The organism is Saccharopolyspora sp. 6M, assembly GCF_020176775.1.
GTDB classification, from domain to species: domain Bacteria; phylum Actinomycetota; class Actinomycetes; order Mycobacteriales; family Pseudonocardiaceae; genus Saccharopolyspora_C; species Saccharopolyspora_C gregorii.
The window spans coordinates 1-16,114 of sequence record NZ_JAIUJZ010000114.1 but is presented as its reverse complement, the minus strand read 5'-3'; the positions used below and the strand labels follow the sequence as shown (position 1 = coordinate 16,114).

Annotated in this window: 12 protein-coding genes; 8 read left to right on the top strand and 4 right to left on the bottom strand. The window is 72.9% G+C overall.

Annotated features, from left to right (window positions below):
* The first annotated feature begins 22 nt into the window (after positions 1-22).
* Together LCD31_RS16545 and LCD31_RS16540 are read left to right on the top strand one after the other, a co-directional pair.
* Positions 23-1,114: a PLP-dependent aminotransferase family protein gene (locus LCD31_RS16545; protein WP_374201663.1), complete on the top strand. Its 1,092-nt coding sequence runs from the start codon at positions 23-25 to the stop codon at positions 1,112-1,114.
* 10 nt (positions 1,115-1,124) lie between these two features.
* Positions 1,125-2,216, top strand: coding sequence for a D-alanine--D-alanine ligase family protein (locus tag LCD31_RS16540; RefSeq protein ID WP_224959236.1), 1,092 nt, complete (start codon positions 1,125-1,127; stop codon positions 2,214-2,216).
* Positions 2,217-2,455: 239 nt separating this feature from the next.
* On the opposite strand, the gene LCD31_RS16535 is transcribed toward LCD31_RS16540, so the two are convergent.
* Positions 2,456-3,028, bottom strand: coding sequence for a DUF3515 domain-containing protein (locus tag LCD31_RS16535; RefSeq protein ID WP_224959235.1), 573 nt, complete (start codon positions 3,026-3,028; stop codon positions 2,456-2,458).
* A gap of 45 nt (positions 3,029-3,073) precedes the next feature.
* The gene (locus LCD31_RS16530) at positions 3,074-3,307 is read right to left on the bottom strand and encodes an Lrp/AsnC ligand binding domain-containing protein (RefSeq protein WP_184481871.1); all 234 of its coding nucleotides are present in this window, start codon (positions 3,305-3,307) and stop codon (positions 3,074-3,076) included.
* Between the two features lie 97 nt (positions 3,308-3,404).
* Between LCD31_RS16530 and LCD31_RS16525 the strand changes: the two genes are divergently transcribed.
* Positions 3,405-4,370 carry a thiamine-phosphate kinase gene (locus LCD31_RS16525; RefSeq protein WP_224959234.1) on the top strand — a complete coding sequence of 322 codons (966 nt, stop codon included), beginning with the start codon at positions 3,405-3,407 and terminating at the stop codon, positions 4,368-4,370.
* A 69-nt stretch (positions 4,371-4,439) separates the two neighbouring features.
* Here LCD31_RS16525 and LCD31_RS16520 read toward each other — a convergent pair whose 3' ends face one another.
* Positions 4,440-5,783, bottom strand: a complete 1,344-nt coding sequence (locus LCD31_RS16520) for an MFS transporter (protein WP_224959232.1) — start codon at positions 5,781-5,783, stop codon at positions 4,440-4,442.
* A gap of 371 nt (positions 5,784-6,154) precedes the next feature.
* Between LCD31_RS16520 and LCD31_RS16515 the strand changes: the two genes are divergently transcribed.
* Positions 6,155-6,826, top strand: coding sequence for a uracil-DNA glycosylase (locus tag LCD31_RS16515; protein WP_224959230.1), 672 nt, complete (start codon positions 6,155-6,157; stop codon positions 6,824-6,826).
* A 347-nt stretch (positions 6,827-7,173) separates the two neighbouring features.
* Positions 7,174-7,761: a hypothetical protein gene (locus LCD31_RS16510; protein ID WP_224959229.1), complete on the top strand. Its 588-nt coding sequence runs from the start codon at positions 7,174-7,176 to the stop codon at positions 7,759-7,761.
* A 68-nt stretch (positions 7,762-7,829) separates the two neighbouring features.
* Here the strand turns inward: LCD31_RS16510 and rpmB are convergent, their stop codons facing one another.
* Positions 7,830-8,021, bottom strand: a complete 192-nt coding sequence (rpmB, locus tag LCD31_RS16505) for a 50S ribosomal protein L28 (protein WP_224959228.1) — start codon at positions 8,019-8,021, stop codon at positions 7,830-7,832.
* Between the two features lie 405 nt (positions 8,022-8,426).
* Between rpmB and LCD31_RS16500 the strand changes: the two genes are divergently transcribed.
* The 3 genes from LCD31_RS16500 to LCD31_RS16490 all read left to right on the top strand — a co-directional run bounded on the left by LCD31_RS16500 (position 8,427) and on the right by LCD31_RS16490 (position 16,025).
* A complete protein-coding gene (locus tag LCD31_RS16500; RefSeq protein WP_308012529.1) occupies positions 8,427-10,001 on the top strand; it encodes a DAK2 domain-containing protein in 1,575 nt (524 codons plus the stop codon).
* Positions 10,002-10,154: 153 nt separating this feature from the next.
* A complete protein-coding gene (recG, locus tag LCD31_RS16495; RefSeq protein ID WP_224959227.1) occupies positions 10,155-12,386 on the top strand; it encodes an ATP-dependent DNA helicase RecG in 2,232 nt (743 codons plus the stop codon).
* A gap of 261 nt (positions 12,387-12,647) precedes the next feature.
* Entirely contained in the window at positions 12,648-16,025 is a 3,378-nt protein-coding gene (locus LCD31_RS16490) for a pyruvate carboxylase (RefSeq protein ID WP_224959226.1), read from the top strand.
* Positions 16,026-16,114 lie beyond the last annotated feature (89 nt).

The following is a 16,114-nucleotide window of genomic DNA, read 5'->3' as shown; positions in this document are numbered from 1 at the left end:
CGACCGCGGCGGCGCGGGGGCGGTGCGGCTGGTCCCGGGGATCCCGTGGACCGGCGGCATCGACCGCGCCGCCTGGCGCCGGGCGTGGCGCGCCGCCGCGGACCGCGAACCGGACGAGACCCGCCGGGTCGCCGGCGCCGACCAGTACCGGGACGCGGTGGTGGAGCACCTGCTGCGCCACCGCGGCATGACCACCGGCGGCCCGCACCTGGGCACCGTGATCGCCACCGGCGGCACCACCGCGGCCCTCGCGGAGCTGGCCGCGACCGCGCTCGGCCGCGGTGCCACCGTCGCCGTGGAGGAACCCGGCTACCAGCGCGCCGTGCAGACCCTGCTCGCCGCCGGGGCCCACGTGGTCCCCGCCCCGGTGGACCACGGCGGGATCGTGGTGGAGGCGATCCCGCGCGGTGTGCGCGCCGTCTACTGCTCCCCGGCGCACCAGTACCCGATCGGCGGCAGGCTGCCCGCGGAACGCCGCGTCGCGCTGGTGGAACGCGCGCGTGCGGAGGACTGGCTGATCGTGGAGGACGACTACGACGGGGAGCTGCGCTACGACGTGGCGCCGCTGCCCGTGCTGGCCGCGATGGCGCCGGACGTGGTGGTGCACCTGGGCACCACCAGCAAGATCCTCACCCCGACGCTCGGCGTCGGCTGGATGCTCGGTCCGGACCGGCTGGTCGCCGGGGTGCTGGAGCACCGCGAGCGCACCAGCACCGGGCCGGCCCCGGCCGGGCAGCGGGTGCTCGTCGAGTACGCCCGCAACGGTGATCTGGGGCGGCACCTGCGCAGGTTGCGCCGCGAGCTCTCGCAGCGGCGCGCGCTGGTCGTGGCCCGGTTGGCCGAGGCCGGGGTCGAGGTGTTCGGCGACGAGGCGGGCGCGCACGTGGTGCTGCCGCTGCCGTCCGCCGCGGCCGAGCAGCGCGTGGTGGAGCGGGGGAACGAGCACGGCATCGTGCTCGACGGGCTGCGCAGGCACCACCACGGACCGCAGCGCTGGACCGGGATCGCGCTCGGCTACGCCTCGTGTTCGCGCGCCGACCTGGAGCGATCGCTGGAACTGGTGGCCCGCTGGTGCGGCGAGGAGGCCGCTGGCGGCTCCCACGCGTGCGGGTAGGGTCCCGCGCATGACTGAGCGCAAGACCAGGGTGGCCGTCGTCTTCGGCGGACGGAGCACCGAGCACGGCGTTTCCTGCCTGTCCGCGGGCAGTGTCCTGAGCCACCTGGATCGGGAGCGCTTCGAGGTCGTCCCCGTCGGCATCACCCGCGAAGGCGCTTGGGTGCTGGGCACCTCGGACCCGGCGGAGCTGGCCATCCGCGACCGGCAGGCGCCGGAAGTGGCGCAGGGGACCGCGGTCGCGCTGCCCGGCGACCCGACGCGGCGGGACCTGATCCTGGTCGAGCCGGGCCGCGGCGGCGAGGTCCTGTCCGAAGTGGACGTCGTGTTCCCGGTGCTGCACGGGGCTTTCGGCGAGGACGGCACCATCCAGGGCCTGCTGGAGATGGCCGACGTGCCCTACGCCGGGCCGGGCGTGCTCTCCAGCGCGGTGTCGATGGACAAGGAGTACACCAAGAAGCTCTTGGCGGCGGAGGGCATCGAGGTCGGCACCTACGAGGTGCTGCGCCGCGACCAGTCCACTTTGGACGAAGCGCGCCGGGAGCGGATCGGGCTGCCCGCCTTCGTCAAGCCGGCCCGCGCCGGCTCCTCGCTCGGCATCACCAAGATCACGGACTGGGCCCAGCTGGACGACGCCGTCGCCGAGGCCCGCCGCACCGACCCCAAGGTGATCATCGAGAAGGCCGTCGTCGGCCGCGAGGTCGAGTGCGGCGTCCTCGAATTCCCCGACGGCCGCGTGGAAGCCTCGCTGCCCGCCGAACTCCGCGTCACCGGCGAGGCCGACTGGTACGACTTCGACTCCAAGTACCTCGACGACGTCACCGAGTTCGACATCCCCGCCAAGGTCGGCGACGACACGGTCGAGCAGCTGCGCGCCACCGCGATCACCGCGTTCCGGGCCCTGGAGTGCCAGGGCCTCGCCCGCGTGGACTTCTTCGTCGCCGAGGACGGCGGGCTCATCGTCAACGAGGTCAACACCATGCCCGGGTTCACCTCGATCTCGCTGTACCCGCGGATGTGGGCGCAGACCGGGGTGGACTACCCGACGCTGCTGACCACGCTCGTCGACACCGCGCGGGCCCGCGGCACGGGCCTGCGCTGAATCGCTTCTCCACTCCTGTTGCGAGGGAACCTCAGCTGTTCCCTCGCTGCGGGATCGATTTCACAGGTGGCTCCGCCACATGAGAAATCGCTGTCCTCGCGAGGAAACAGCTGAGAACCCGCTGCGGTGCCGGTTGCGTGCTGGGTCGTCGGCTCAGCGGCTTCGCCGCTGACAGGACACCGACACGACCCGCCGGGCAGGTTCAGAGGCAGGCAGTCAGCGGTTCCCTCGTTACGGGATCAGGGGAAGACCGGCTTCGCGGGCAGCGCCCGCAGCCGGTCCGACAGGTCCTGCACCGGACCGCTGCCCGAGTTCTCCGGGGCGGTCAGCGCCACGTACACCGGCCGGTCCACCGCCAGCCACGAGGTGTTCCCGGCCTCGGTGATCCGCAGCCACTGCACCCCGTTGATCTGCACCAGCGGCGAGGTCGGCGTCAGCTCGGCGGGCGCGGGCAGGCCGCAGCGCACCGTGATCGGGTCGTGCTCGGCGTCGCCCCACGCGACCGCGCCCGGCGGCACCGGGTCGGCCAGCTCGCGGCGCGGAACCCGGGCGTCGTCCACCGCCAGCTCGGCGGGCAGCTCCGCGAGCAGCTTCGCGCACTCCGGGCCCTCGGCTCCGGGGGAGGGGATGGGGGGCAGGGCCAGCGGACCGGTGCGGCGGGCCTGCTGCACCGCCTCCACCGCGTCCTGCTGGCGCTGCTCGGAGAACCGGGACACCAGCCCGAGCGAGATGACGCCCAGCGCCAGCAACCCGCTGAGCGCGAGCGCCGTGATCAGCACCGGGCGGGGGAACCTGGGATGTTCGTCGGCCACCCGGCCACTACAGCACGCGGGACCGGAATGCCCGGAAGCGGGCGCTCACAGGTGTACGACCGGACACGTCAGCGTCCGGGTGATGCCTTCCACGTTCTGGATGCCTGCGACGACCATCTTGCCCAGCTGGTCGACATTCTCGGCCTCGGCGCGCACGATCACGTCGTACGGACCTGTCACGTCCTCGGACGTGATCACGCCGGTGGAGCCGGAGATCTCGGCGGCGACGGCGGCGGCCTTGCCGACTTCGGTCTGGATGAGGATGTATGCCTGAACCACGGCGTGCCCCTTCGTCTCGGCCTGGTGCGCGGGGTAGGAAACTGGGAGAAAGCTACCCCATCGGGCCGAGCGGATGCTCAAGAAAGGGAGGTCTGACGTGGGTTCGGACACTTCGGCGCAGGACCAGACCGTGTCCGAGGCCGGTGAGTTCGGCCTCATCCAGCGGGTGACCTCCGGGCGGGCCCAGCCCGCCGCGACCCTGCTCGGTCCCGGTGACGACGCCGCGGTGCTCGCCGCACCGGACGGCCGGATCGTCGCCACCACCGATGTGCTGGTGGAACAGGTGCACTTCCGGCTGGCCTGGTCGACGCCGCACCAGGTGGGGCGCAAGGCCGTGGCGGTGAACCTCTCCGACGTGGCCGCGATGGGGGCGGTGCCGACCGGGCTGCTGGTGGGGCTCGGCTGCCCGCCGGACACCCCGACCTCGGTGGTCGACGAGCTCTCGGCGGGCATGTGGGAAGAAGCGCAGCGCGTCGGCGCCGGGCTCATCGGCGGGGACATGGTGACCGCGCCCGCGCTGACGATCTCCATCACGGCGCTGGGCGACCTGCAGGGCCGCACGCCGGTCACCCGCTCCGGGGCGTGCCCCGGCGACGTGGTGGCCGTGGCGGGGCGGCTCGGCTGGGCCGCCGCGGGACTGGCGGTGCTGGGGCGCGGGTTCCGCTCGCCGGTAGCGGTGGTCGGGGCGCAGCGGGTGCCGGAGCCGCCGTACGCGGCGGGTCCGCTGGCCGCGGACGCCGGCGCCACCTCGATGATCGACGTCTCGGACGGGTTGCTGGCCGACCTGGGGCACGTCGCGGCGGCGGCGCAGGTCGGCATCGACCTGCGCGACGAGCTGATCGAAGTGCCGCAGCGGTTGACCGAGGTCGCCTCGGCGCTGGGCGCGGACGCCCGGCACTGGGTGCTCACCGGCGGCGAGGACCACGCGCTGGTGGCGACCTTCCCGCCGGAGCAGGCGCTGCCCGAGGGCTGGCGCGCCGTCGGTGAAGTCGTGGAGGGCGAAGGGGTCACCGTGGACGGCGCGACCTACGAGGGCGCCGTCGGCTGGGAGCACTGGCGCTGACCACCTGAGCGGCTCCGGACGGCAGAAGGGCCCGCGGGGAGTTCCCGCCGGGCCTTCGCGCGCATCCGCTCAGCCGGTCGCCGGAGCGGAGGTGCCGGGTGAGTCGGCCTCCTCCATCAGCGGTTTCCGCGCCGTCTCCTTCATCAGCAGGATCGGGACCAGCGCGACCACCGCGGCCCCCATCAGGTAGAACGCCGGGAAGAACGAGTTCCCGGTGTAGGTCACCGCCCAGTCGTTGATCAGCGGCGCGGTACCGCCGAACGCCGCCGTGGACAGGTTGTAGCCGACGCTGAACGCCGCGTACCGCACCTTCGTCGGGAACATCGCGGGCAGCGTCGCCGCCAGCGGTCCGATCAGCTGCAGGTGACCCACGCCCAGCAGCGCCAGCCCCAGCATCGTGGTGAGCATCGTGCCCTGCGAGATCAGCAGGAAAGCCGGGTACGGCAGCACGATGAAGCAGATCGCCGCCGACAGGAACAGCGGCTTCCGCCCGATCCGGTCCGAGAGCGCGCCGACCGGCGTGATCGCCGCCATCATCAGCGCCACCACCAGGAGCAGCGGCACCAGCACCTCGTACTCCCGGCCCTCCGGGATCTGCAAGGTGTCGGTCAGGTAGCTCTCCATGTAGGTCAGGATCGTGTAGTTCGCGACGTTGATGAGCACCACGACGCCCATCAGGATCAGCAGCGGTCGCCAGTACTCGCGCACCAGGGACTTCAGCGGCGAACGGGCCAGGTTGTCGCTCTGCTCCAGGTTCTTGAACGCCGGCGTGTCCTCCAGCTTGGACCGCAGGTAGAGCCCGATCAGGCCGAGCGGTCCGGCCAGCAGGAACGGGATCCGCCAGCCCCAGGACTCCATCGACTCGGCGGGCAGGACGAGGATCAGGATCGTCGGCACCAGCGCGCCGAGACCGAATCCCGCGAGCGTGCCGAATTCGAGCCAGCTGCCGTAAAAACCGCGTTTCCGATTCGGTGCGTACTCGGCGATGTAGGTGGCCGCGCCACCGTATTCACCACCGGTCGAGAACCCTTGCACCATCCGGCACAACAACAGCAGAACGGGTGCGAGAAGTCCGATCGTGTCGTAGTTCGGCAGGCAGCCGAGGATGAATGTCGATCCGGACATCAGCAGGATCGTGATCGCCAGCACCTTTTGGCGTCCGATGCGGTCCCCCAGCGGACCGAAGAACATGCTCCCCAGGGGACGCAGCAGGAACGAGATCGCGAACACGCCGAATGCGGAGACCGTCTCCCACGGTCCGGGGAAGAACTGGTGGCCCACGTAGGCGGCGACGTAGGCGTACACGCCGAAGTCGTACCACTCCGTCGTGTTCCCGATTGCCGCGGCGCCGACCGCGCGCCGGAGCAGTGATCGCCGTTCCGGGGTGAGCTCTTCCGTTTCCTGTGCAGTCATGAGGGTGTGTGCCACCTCCGGGTCGTGCCGTCCACGGTGCGTGAACACGTTTGGAGTACTGGGGAACTTAGCCCAGCGGCTCCCTCCTGGCCACCAAAACGGCTACTTGTGTCCGTTTCGATAATTGTGGTCATGCCTAATGCATCACCTCGCAGTCGCTTTGTGCCCTGTGGTGGCCGAGGGGTTGGCCGAGGCCGAAACGCTGGTCACGGGCGGTTATGGAGATCTCGATCGTTCGGCCGGAGGAATGGCTCGCCCGGGGGTCGATGATGACGCGCCGCTGTGTGGGGCACAACACGTTGACGGCTCCGCGGTGCTGCCCGCCGGGGCGGCGGGAAGTGGATCGAGCGCGCTCGCTAGAGTGCGCGACCATGGCACGTCCGCTGCACGAGGTCGTCGAAGCCGGTTGGGCCGAGGCGCTGGAACCCGTCGCCGACCGGATCGCCGCGATGGGGGACTTCCTGCGCGCCGAGGTGGCCGCCGGACGGCAGTACCTGCCCGCGGGGGACGACGTGCTCCGCGCCTTCCGGCAGCCGTTCCGCGACGTGCGCGTCCTCATCGTCGGCCAGGACCCGTACCCGACGCCCGGGCACCCGGTCGGGCTCAGCTTCTCCGTGGCTCCCGGCGTGCGGCCGCCCAAGAGCCTGATCAACATCTTCCGGGAGTACTGCGACGACCTGGGCCATCCCACGCCCACCAGCGGCGACCTGACGCCGTGGACCGAGAACGGCGTGCTGCTGCTGAACCGGGCGCTGACCGTGCAGCCCGGCAAGTCGGCCTCGCACCGCGGCAAGGGCTGGGAGGCCGTCACCGACCAGGCGATCCGGGCGCTCGCCGCCCGCGAGCAGCCGATGGTCGCGATCCTCTGGGGCAACGACGCCCGCAGCACCCGGGAGCTGATGCCCGGCGTCGAGCGCATCGAATCGGTGCACCCGAGCCCGATGTCCGCCGACCGCGGCTTCTTCGGCACCCGGCCGTTCAGCCGGGCCAACGAGATCCTGCGGCGCGCGGGCGCCGAGCCTGTCGACTGGAAGCTGCCCTGACGGTCGCCGCACCCGGTCGCCGCACCGGCCGGTGGCGACGCGCTGTGACGACCTCCGTCGTGGCGACCCGCCGGGCCTGAGTTCGCGCGCGGGTCCCCGATCCCGCTCGGCGGCCCGCCCGCCGCGCTCGTCCGTCCCGCCCCACCAGCTCGAACGCATCGACGACGGTCCCCGCAGCCGCCCTGCGACAGGCGGCCGGACGTGCTCTCCCGTGCGCTCCGGATCAACGCACCGTGATCGGAACCGGCCGCCCCACCTCCCGTTTCGGCGGATGGCTTTCGCCCAGCGCCGGTCGTAGATTCGACCCTTGCGGTGGACTTGTGCTCGCCGACGGAAGAAGGCTCGTCATGGGTGCCGGCCCGGTCAGTGGAGGAGTCCTGGCGCGGCTGCGGCGCGGGGTGTGGCCCGGGGCCAACCCGCTGCGGCGCCGGACCGACCTGTTCGAACCCGTCGCGCTGCTCGTGCTCTCGGCGGCGGCGGTGGTGGTGCTGATCTGTTCGTTCGTCGCGTCCCAAGCCGTGCTGCGGGACCACTTGGGGCAGGTGAACGCCGAACGCGCCCAGCGCCACGAGGTCACCGCCCGCGTGCTCTCCGACGTGCCGGGGCAGGACTCCGCCGTCGTGCGGTCCGTCGCCGTCGGGTGGGGGCCCGAACCGCAGCGCGTGGCCGTCGTCGAAGTGCCCACCGGGACCCGGCTCGCCGACACCCTGCAGATCTGGGTCGACCCGCAGGGCCGGCCGGTGCCGCCGCCGCGCACCCGCTCCGAAGCCACCCAAGCGGCCGGGACCGCGGGGGCCGCCGTGCTGCTCGGCTCGGGCCTCGTGCTCGGCGGGCTGTTCGCCGCCGCGCGCTGGTACGTGGGCAGGCGGCGGTTGGCGGCGTGGGAGCAGGAGTGGGCGGAGATCGGTCCGCGCTGGCGGCACCACCACCCCTGAACCGGGGCCGGGCGCGCAAAAACCCCGGGACGTCGGTTCGTCCCGGGGTTCGCGCTAGCGGCAGGCGCTCAGCCGCGCGTGACCTTGCCCGCCTTCAGGCAGGAGGTGCACACGTTCATGCGCTTGCGCTGCGACAGACCGAACTTGGCGTGCACGGTCTGGATGTTCGGGTTCCACCGGCGACGGGTCTTCCGGTGGGAGTGCGAGACCGAGTTACCGAAGCCCGGACCCTTACTGCAGACGTCGCAGACGGCAGCCACGTCAGACACCCCTTAACTTTGCGTTCGACGTCCTCCCACGCCCGCGGCGGGGAAGCCTGAGTTCGGTTGCGGCGATGAGTCCACGCGAGCGCTGCCCGCTTGGGGATCCCGCCCGCTGAGCGGACCGGACCACGTACCGCTGGGCTTGCTGCTCGCCAGGAACCGGCGATCTCCTCCCGGCGCGGAGCCGGTTCGGACCTGCATGCCTTACGGGTGCCCTGGGTCATCGCCACCCGGGACCCGGTAAGCCTACCCCACGGCCCGAACGGCTCCGGCGGCCCCTGACATGCGGCGCAGCCGGGGGTGCGCGCGCCCGGCCGCGCCGGGGGCTCGGCGGCCGCGGGCGGTCCCGGCACCGCGTCGGGCGCGGGCCCCGCGCGGGACCGTTGGCCTAGGCTTCGCGATGTGGTGGGAAGTCCGAAGGCGCCGGAGTTCGGCGCGGAGGCGGCCCGGAGCTGGGCGCGGGAATCGGTGGCCGCGCTGGAGCGGGACCGGGCGGCGCTGGACCGGATCAACGTGTACCCGGTGGCCGACGGCGACACCGGGACGAACCTGCTGCACACCATGAGCTCGGCGCTGGCGGCGGTCGAAGGCGCTCCGGACGTGCTGGGCGACGTGCTGGGCGCGCTGGCCGCGGGCGCGGTCTCGGGGGCGCGCGGCAACTCCGGGATGCTGCTCTCGCAGGTCCTGCGGGGCGTGGCCGAGCAGCTGCGCGCGGCGACCTCGATGGACGGTGCCGCGCTGCGCGCCGCGCTGCACCAGGCGTCCGCGCTCGCCGCGGAGGCGATCGCGGAACCGGTGGACGGCACCATGCTCTCGGTGTTGCGCGCCGCCGCCGAGGGGACCGGCGACGCGGGCGACGAGCTGGGTGAGGTCGTGCGCGCCGCGACCGCGGCGGCGATCGAGGCGCTGGCGCGGACCCCCGGCCAGCTGCCCGCGCTGGCCGCCGCCGGGGTGGTCGACGCGGGTGGGCGCGGGCTGGTGGTGCTGCTGGACGCGCTGCACGCGGTGGTGCACGACCGGGTGCGCCTCGCCCCGGATCCGCCGGCGGGGGACGTCGCCGTTCCCGCCGAGCAGGGCGGCTACGCGTACGAGGTGATGTACCTGCTGGCCGGGGCCGAACCGGACGGGGTCGACCGGCTGCGCACCGCGCTCGGCGAGCTCGGCGACTGCGTGTCCGTGGTCGGGGACGGTGCGGGCGCGTGGGCGGTGCACGTGCACTGCGACGACATCGGCGGTGCGATCGAGGCGGGCGTCGAGACCGGCAGGCCCAGCCGGATCCGGGTGCAGCGCTTCGCCGACCAGGCGGTCGCCCACCCGGTGGGGCAGGCGGTGCTCGCCTGCGTGGCGGGGGACGCGCTCGCCGAGCTGTTCCGCGCGGAAGGGGCCGAGGTGCTGCCGCTGGGGGACGCGGACCCGCAGGTGTCCGACCTGGTCGCGGCGATCGAGCGGACCCGCGCCGCGCACGTGGTGCTGCTGCCCAACGAGGAGGGGCTGGGCGAGCGGGCCGAGCTGGCCGCGAAGCGCGCCGTGCGCGACGGCCGGGACGTCGTGGTGGTGCCGACCGCGTCCCCGGTGCAGGGCCTCGCCGCGCTGGCCGTGCACGACCCGGCCCGCCGCAGCGCCGACGACGCGGTGGTGATGGCGGAGGCCGCGGCCGCGACCCGGCGCGGGGAACTGCGCATCGCCGAGTCGGAAGCGCTGACCTGGGCGGGCCGCTGCGCTCCCGGCGACGTGCTGGGCCTGGTGGACGGCGAGGTCGTGCTGGTGGGCCGCGATTTCCCCGCGGTGGCACGGGATCTGGTGGACCGCATGCTGACCGCGGGCGGCGAGCTGGTGACGGTGCTGGTGGGCGATCGGGCGCCCGCGGCGGCGGCCGACCGGATCGTCGAGCACCTCGCCCGGCACCGCCCCGAGGTGGAGTGCGCCTGCTACCCGGCGGGCGCGCTGCCCGCCGCGCTGCTGCTGGGCGTGGAGTAGCCGGGCGGAGTTCTCCCCGCCGCGGCGGGAAAACGGGCAGCGGACACGGTGCGACGCGGTGGTCGCTCGGCGGACCGGTCCGCCCTCCGGACGTCCCCGTCCGATAACTTCGGAGCGGGTACGGCGGGGCACGGGCGACACGGGCAGGGCGGCATGACCACTTCGGAGACGGGGCTCGACCGGGTGCTGGGCGCGAAGACCGGGGAGGCGCTGGAATCCTCGCTCGGTCTGTCCACTGTGGGCGATCTGCTGCGGCACTACCCGCGCCGCTACGCCGAGCGCGGTGAGCTGACCGCGATCGCCGGGCTGGAGCTCGACGAGCACGTGACGGTGCTGGCGAAGGTGGACCGCGTCTCCAAGCGCAGCATGCGTTCCCGCCGCGGCACCATCGTGGAAGCCCGCATCACCGACGGGCACCGCTCGCTGACCTGCACGTTCTTCAACCAGGCGTGGCGGGAGCGGGAACTGCTGCCGGGGCGGCAGGGCATGTTCGCGGGCAAGGTCACCGCCTACCGCGGCTCGTTCCAGCTCTCCCACCCCGAGTACCAGCTGTTCGACTCGGACGACCCGGAGCGGGCCGGTTCGGCGGTGGAGGAGTTCGCGGGCGCGCTGATCCCCGTCTACCCGTCCGCGCAGGGCCTCCCGTCCTGGTCCATCGCCCGCTGCGTGCGCCAGGTGCTCGACACCTGGGACGGCGCGGACGATCCGCTGCCTGCGGAGCTGCGCGCCGAGCACCGCCTGCTGGGGCTGGAGACCGCGCTGCGCAAGATCCACCGGCCGAAGGACCACGCGGAGGTCGCCGCCGCGCAGAACCGGCTCAAGTGGGACGAGGCGCTGGCGGTGCAGCTGGTGCTGGCACGGCTGCGCGAATCGGCGCACGAGAACCCGGCCCCGGCGTGCCCGCGGCGCGAGGACGGGCTGCTCGCCGACTTCGACGGCAGGCTCCCGTTCCAGCTGACCGCCGGGCAGGCCGAGATCGGCACCGAGATCGCCGCCGACCTCGCCGCCGAGCAACCGATGAACCGGCTGGTGCAGGGGGAAGTGGGTTCCGGCAAGACCGTCGTCGCGTTGCGCGGCATGCTGCAGGTCGTCGACGCCGGACGGCAGGCCGCGATGCTCGCGCCCACCGAAGTGCTCGCCGCCCAGCACGCCCGGTCGCTCGCGGAACTGCTCGGCGACCTGAGCACCGCCGGGGAGCTCGGCGCGCCCGAGCGGGCCACCCGCATCACCCTGCTCACCGGTTCGCTGCCCGCCGCCGCGCGGAAGAAGGCGCTGCTGGAGGCCGCGTCCGGGGAGGCGGGCATCGTCGTCGGCACGCACGCGCTGATCCAGGACCGGGTGTCCTTCGCCGACCTCGGGCTCGTCGTGGTCGACGAGCAGCACCGCTTCGGCGTGGAGCAGCGGGACGCGCTGCGCGCCCGCGGCGGCACCGAATCCGCGCCGCACGTGCTGGTGATGACCGCGACGCCGATCCCGCGGACCGTCGCGATGACCGTGTACGGCGACCTGGAGACCTCCGCGCTGCGCGAACTGCCCAGCGGCCGCTCGCCGATCAGCACCAGCGTGGTCCCGGTGGCGGAGAAACCGGCGTGGCTGGACCGGGCGTGGCAGCGGATCCGGGAGGAGGTCGCCGCCGGGCACCAGGTGTACGTGGTGTGTCCGCGCATCGGCGACGACGAGCAGAACCCGCCGAAGAAGGGGAAGAAGAAGCCGAGCACCGACGACGGCGTGGAAGAACCCGAGGACGCGGGCGCGGGCACCGACGAGCGCCGCCCGCCGCTGGCGGTGCTCGACGTGGCCGAGCGGTTGAGCGGCGGGCCGCTGTCCGGGCTGCGGCTGGGCGTGCTGCACGGCAGGCTCGCCGCCGACGACAAGGACGCGGTGATGCAGGCGTTCGCCGCGGGCGAGCTGGACGTCCTGGTCGCCACCACCGTCGTCGAGGTCGGGGTGAACGTGCCGAACGCGACCGTCATGGTGATCATGGACGCGGACCGGTTCGGGGTCAGCCAGCTGCACCAGCTGCGCGGGCGCGTCGGCCGCGGCTCGGCCCCCGGGCTGTGCCTGCTGGTGAGCGAGGCGATGGCGGGCACCTCCACGCGGGACCGGCTGGACGCGGTCGCGTCCACCACGGACGGTTTCGAGTTGGCCCGGCTGGATCTGGAGCTGCGCCGCGAGGGTGATGTGCTCGGTGCCGCCCAGTCCGGTCGCCGTTCCGGGTTGAAGATGCTGTCGTTGCTGCGGGACGAGGATGTCATCGCCGAGGCCCGGGATGCCGCGCAGCGCTACGTCGCCGAGGACCCGTCGTTGCGCGCGCACCCGGGTCTGGCGCGGATGGTCGGCGAGGTCGTGGACGAGGGCCGCGCCGGATACCTGGAGAAGAGCTGACCCGCGCCACCCGGTGATCCCGGCCGCGGGGTGGTCCGATGGTGCTGCGGGGCGGTCCGGCGGCAGCGGCGGATCATGTTCCCGATCTTGCAGAAAAGGGAAAATCAAGGATATTTCTTTCCCGCAGGGCTTGTGCGCACTCGGTGTCCTCGCAGGTCATTACGGTCGGATGACGTGGGTCACCCCTTGATTCTCTCGTCAGGCGGAATTTTCGCGGTACCGTTTCGGGACCGTCCGACACCTGTCCAGGAGGTAGCCGGCATGTTTCGCAAGGTCCTCGTCGCCAACCGTGGCGAAATCGCGATCCGAGCCTTCCGCGCGGGCTACGAGCTCGGCGCGGGCACCGTCGCGGTGTTCCCGCACGAAGACCGCAACTCGCTGCACCGCTTGAAAGCCGACGAGTCCTACGAGATCGGCGAACCGGGCCACCCGGTGCGCGCCTACCTCTCGGTGGAGGAGGTCATCAAGGCGGCGCAGACCGCGGGCGCCGACGCCATCTACCCCGGTTACGGGTTCCTCTCCGAGAACCCGGACCTGGCGAAGGCCTGCCACGACGCGGGCATCACGTTCGTCGGGCCGAGCCACGAGATCCTCGAAATGGCCGGGAACAAGGCCACCGCAGTGGCCGCGGCCCGCGAAGCGGGCGTACCCGTGCTCGACTCCTCCGCGCCGTCGGCGGACATCGACGAGCTCATGTCGGTGGGGGAGACGATCCCGTTCCCCGTGTTCGTGAAGGCCGTCGCGGGCGGTGGCGGCCGCGGGATGCGCCGCGTCGCCGAGCTCGGCGGGCTCCGCGAAGCCCTGGAAGCCGCGATGCGGGAAGCCGAATCCGCCTTCGGCGACCCCACGGTGTTCCTGGAGCAGGCCGTGGTGAACCCGCGGCACATCGAGGTGCAGATCCTCGCCGACGCGACCGGCGAAGTGATCCACCTGTTCGAGCGGGACTGCTCGGTGCAGCGGCGGCACCAGAAGGTCATCGAGATCGCGCCCGCCCCCAACCTCGACCCCGAGCTCCGCGAACGCATCTGCGCCGACGCCGTCGCCTTCGCCCGCAAGATCGGGTACGTGAACGCGGGCACCGTCGAGTTCCTCGTCGACGAGCAGGGCAGGCACGTGTTCATCGAGATGAACCCGCGCATCCAGGTCGAGCACACCGTCACCGAAGAGGTCACCGACGCCGACCTCGTGCAGTCCCAGATCCGCATCGCCGCGGGCGAGACGCTGGCCGACCTGGGCATGACGCAGGACTCGGTCCGGTTGCGCGGCGCCGCGCTGCAGTGCCGGATCACCACCGAGGACCCCACCAACGGATTCCGGCCGGACACCGGCATGATCAGCGCCTACCGCTCGCCGGGCGGCGCGGGCATCCGGCTCGACGGCGGCACCGCGTTCGCGGGCACCAGCATCAGCCCGCACTTCGACTCGATGCTGGTGAAGCTGTCCTGCCGCGGCCGGGACTTCGGGACCGCGGTGGCCCGCGCCCGGCGCGCCCTCGCCGAGTTCCGGATCCGCGGCGTGGCCACGAACATCCCGTTCCTGCAGGCGGTCCTGGAGGACGACGACTTCGCGGGCGGCCGGGTCACCACCTCCTTCATCGAGGAGCGCCCGCACCTGCTGACCGCGCGGCACTCCGCCGACCGCGGGACCCGGCTGCTGAACTACCTGGCCGACGTGACGGTGAACCAGCCGAACGGGCCGCGCCCCACCGCCGCGGACCCGGTGCTCAAGCTGCCCGAGGCCGACCTGAGCGCCCCGCCGCGGGACGGTTCCAAGCAGCGGCTCACCGAACTCGGCCCGGAGGGCTTCGCCCGCTGGCTGCGGGAGTCCGACGCCGTCGGCGTCACCGACACCACCTTCCGCGACGCCCACCAGTCGCTGCTGGCGACCCGGGTGCGCAGCAAGGACCTGCTGGCCGTCGCGCCGCACGTGGCGCGGATGACGCCGGAGCTGCTGTCCCTGGAGTGCTGGGGCGGCGCCACCTACGACGTGGCGCTGCGGTTCCTCGCCGAGGACCCGTGGGAGCGGTTGGCGAAGCTGCGCGAAGCGGTGCCGAACATCTGCCTGCAGATGCTGCTGCGCGGGCGCAACACCGTCGGGTACACGCCCTACCCGACCGAGGTGACCGAGCACTTCGTGCAGGAGGCCACCGACACCGGCATCGACATCTTCCGCATCTTCGACGCGCTCAACGACGTCGAGCAGATGCGCCCCGCCATCCAGGCCGTCCGGGACACCGGCAGGTCCGTCGCCGAGGTGGCGCTCTGCTACACCGGTGATCTGCTGGACCCGGCGGAGGAGGTCTACACGCTGGACTACTACCTGCGGCTGGCCGAGCGGATCGTCGAGGCCGGGGCGCACGTGCTGGCCATCAAGGACATGGCCGGGCTGCTGCGCGCACCCGCCGCCGCCGAGCTCGTCACCGCGCTGCGCCGCGAGTTCGACCTGCCGGTGCACCTGCACACCCACGACACGCCGGGCGGGCAGCTGGCCACCTACCTGTCGGCCGTGCAGTCCGGGGTGGACGCGGTCGACGGGGCCGTGGCCTCGCTGGCGGGCACCACCTCGCAGCCCGCGCTGTCCTCGGTCGTCGCGGCGACCGACCACACGGACCGGGCCACCGGGCTGGACCTGCGCTCGGTGTGCGACCTGGAGCCGTACTGGGAGTCGGTGCGCAAGATCTACCAGCCGTTCGAGGCCGGCCTGGCCGCGCCCACCGGCCGCGTGTACCGGCACGAGATCCCCGGCGGGCAGCTGTCGAACCTGCGCACCCAGGCCGTCGCGCTCGGCCTCGGCGACAAGTTCGAGGAGATCGAGGCCATGTACGAGGCCGCCGACCTCATCCTCGGCAGGCTCGTGAAGGTCACCCCGTCCTCGAAGGTCGTCGGCGACCTCGCGCTGCACCTGGTCGGTGCGGGCGTCGACCCCGCCGACTTCGAGGCGGAGCCGCGCAAGTTCGACATCCCGGACTCCGTCATCGGCTTCCTGCAGGGCGAACTGGGCGAGCCGCCCGCGGGCTGGCCGGAGCCGTTCCGCACCCGGGCGCTGGAAGGGCGCACCGGTGGCCGGAAGCTCGCCGAGCTCACCGCGGAGGACCGGACCGGGCTGGCGGACGACCGCCGCGGCACGCTCAACCGGCTGCTGTTCGCCAAGCCCACCAAGGAGTTCACCGAGCACCGCGAGGCCTACGGGGACACCTCGCTGCTGCGCAGCAAGGACTTCTTCTACGGGCTGCGGCCCGGCGAGGAGTACTCCGTCGACCTCGACCCGGGCGTGCGGCTGCTCATCGGGCTCGAAGCGATCAGCGAGGCCGACGAGCGCGGCATCCGCACCGTGATGGCGATCCTCAACGGCCAGCTGCGGCCCATCCAGGTGCGGGACCGCTCGGTGGCCACCGACCTGCCGGTGGCGGAGAAGGCCGACCGCGGTAATCCCGGCCACGTGCCCGCCCCGTTCGCCGGTGTGGTCACGCTCGCCGTCGCCGAAGGCGATGAGGTCTCCGCCGGGCAGACCATCGCGACGATCGAGGCGATGAAGATGGAGGCCGCGATCACCGCGCCGCAGGCCGGCCAGGTCAAGCGGCTCGCCATCGGCCGGGTGCAGCAGGTGGAGGGCGGCGACCTGATCGCCGAGATCGGGTAGTCCGGCACGACCTCCGGGGGGGGGGGGGGGGGGGTGCAGACCCAGGGCCGGGCCCCGCGAGAGGGGGGGTGGGTTGGCGGGTGCCGGGG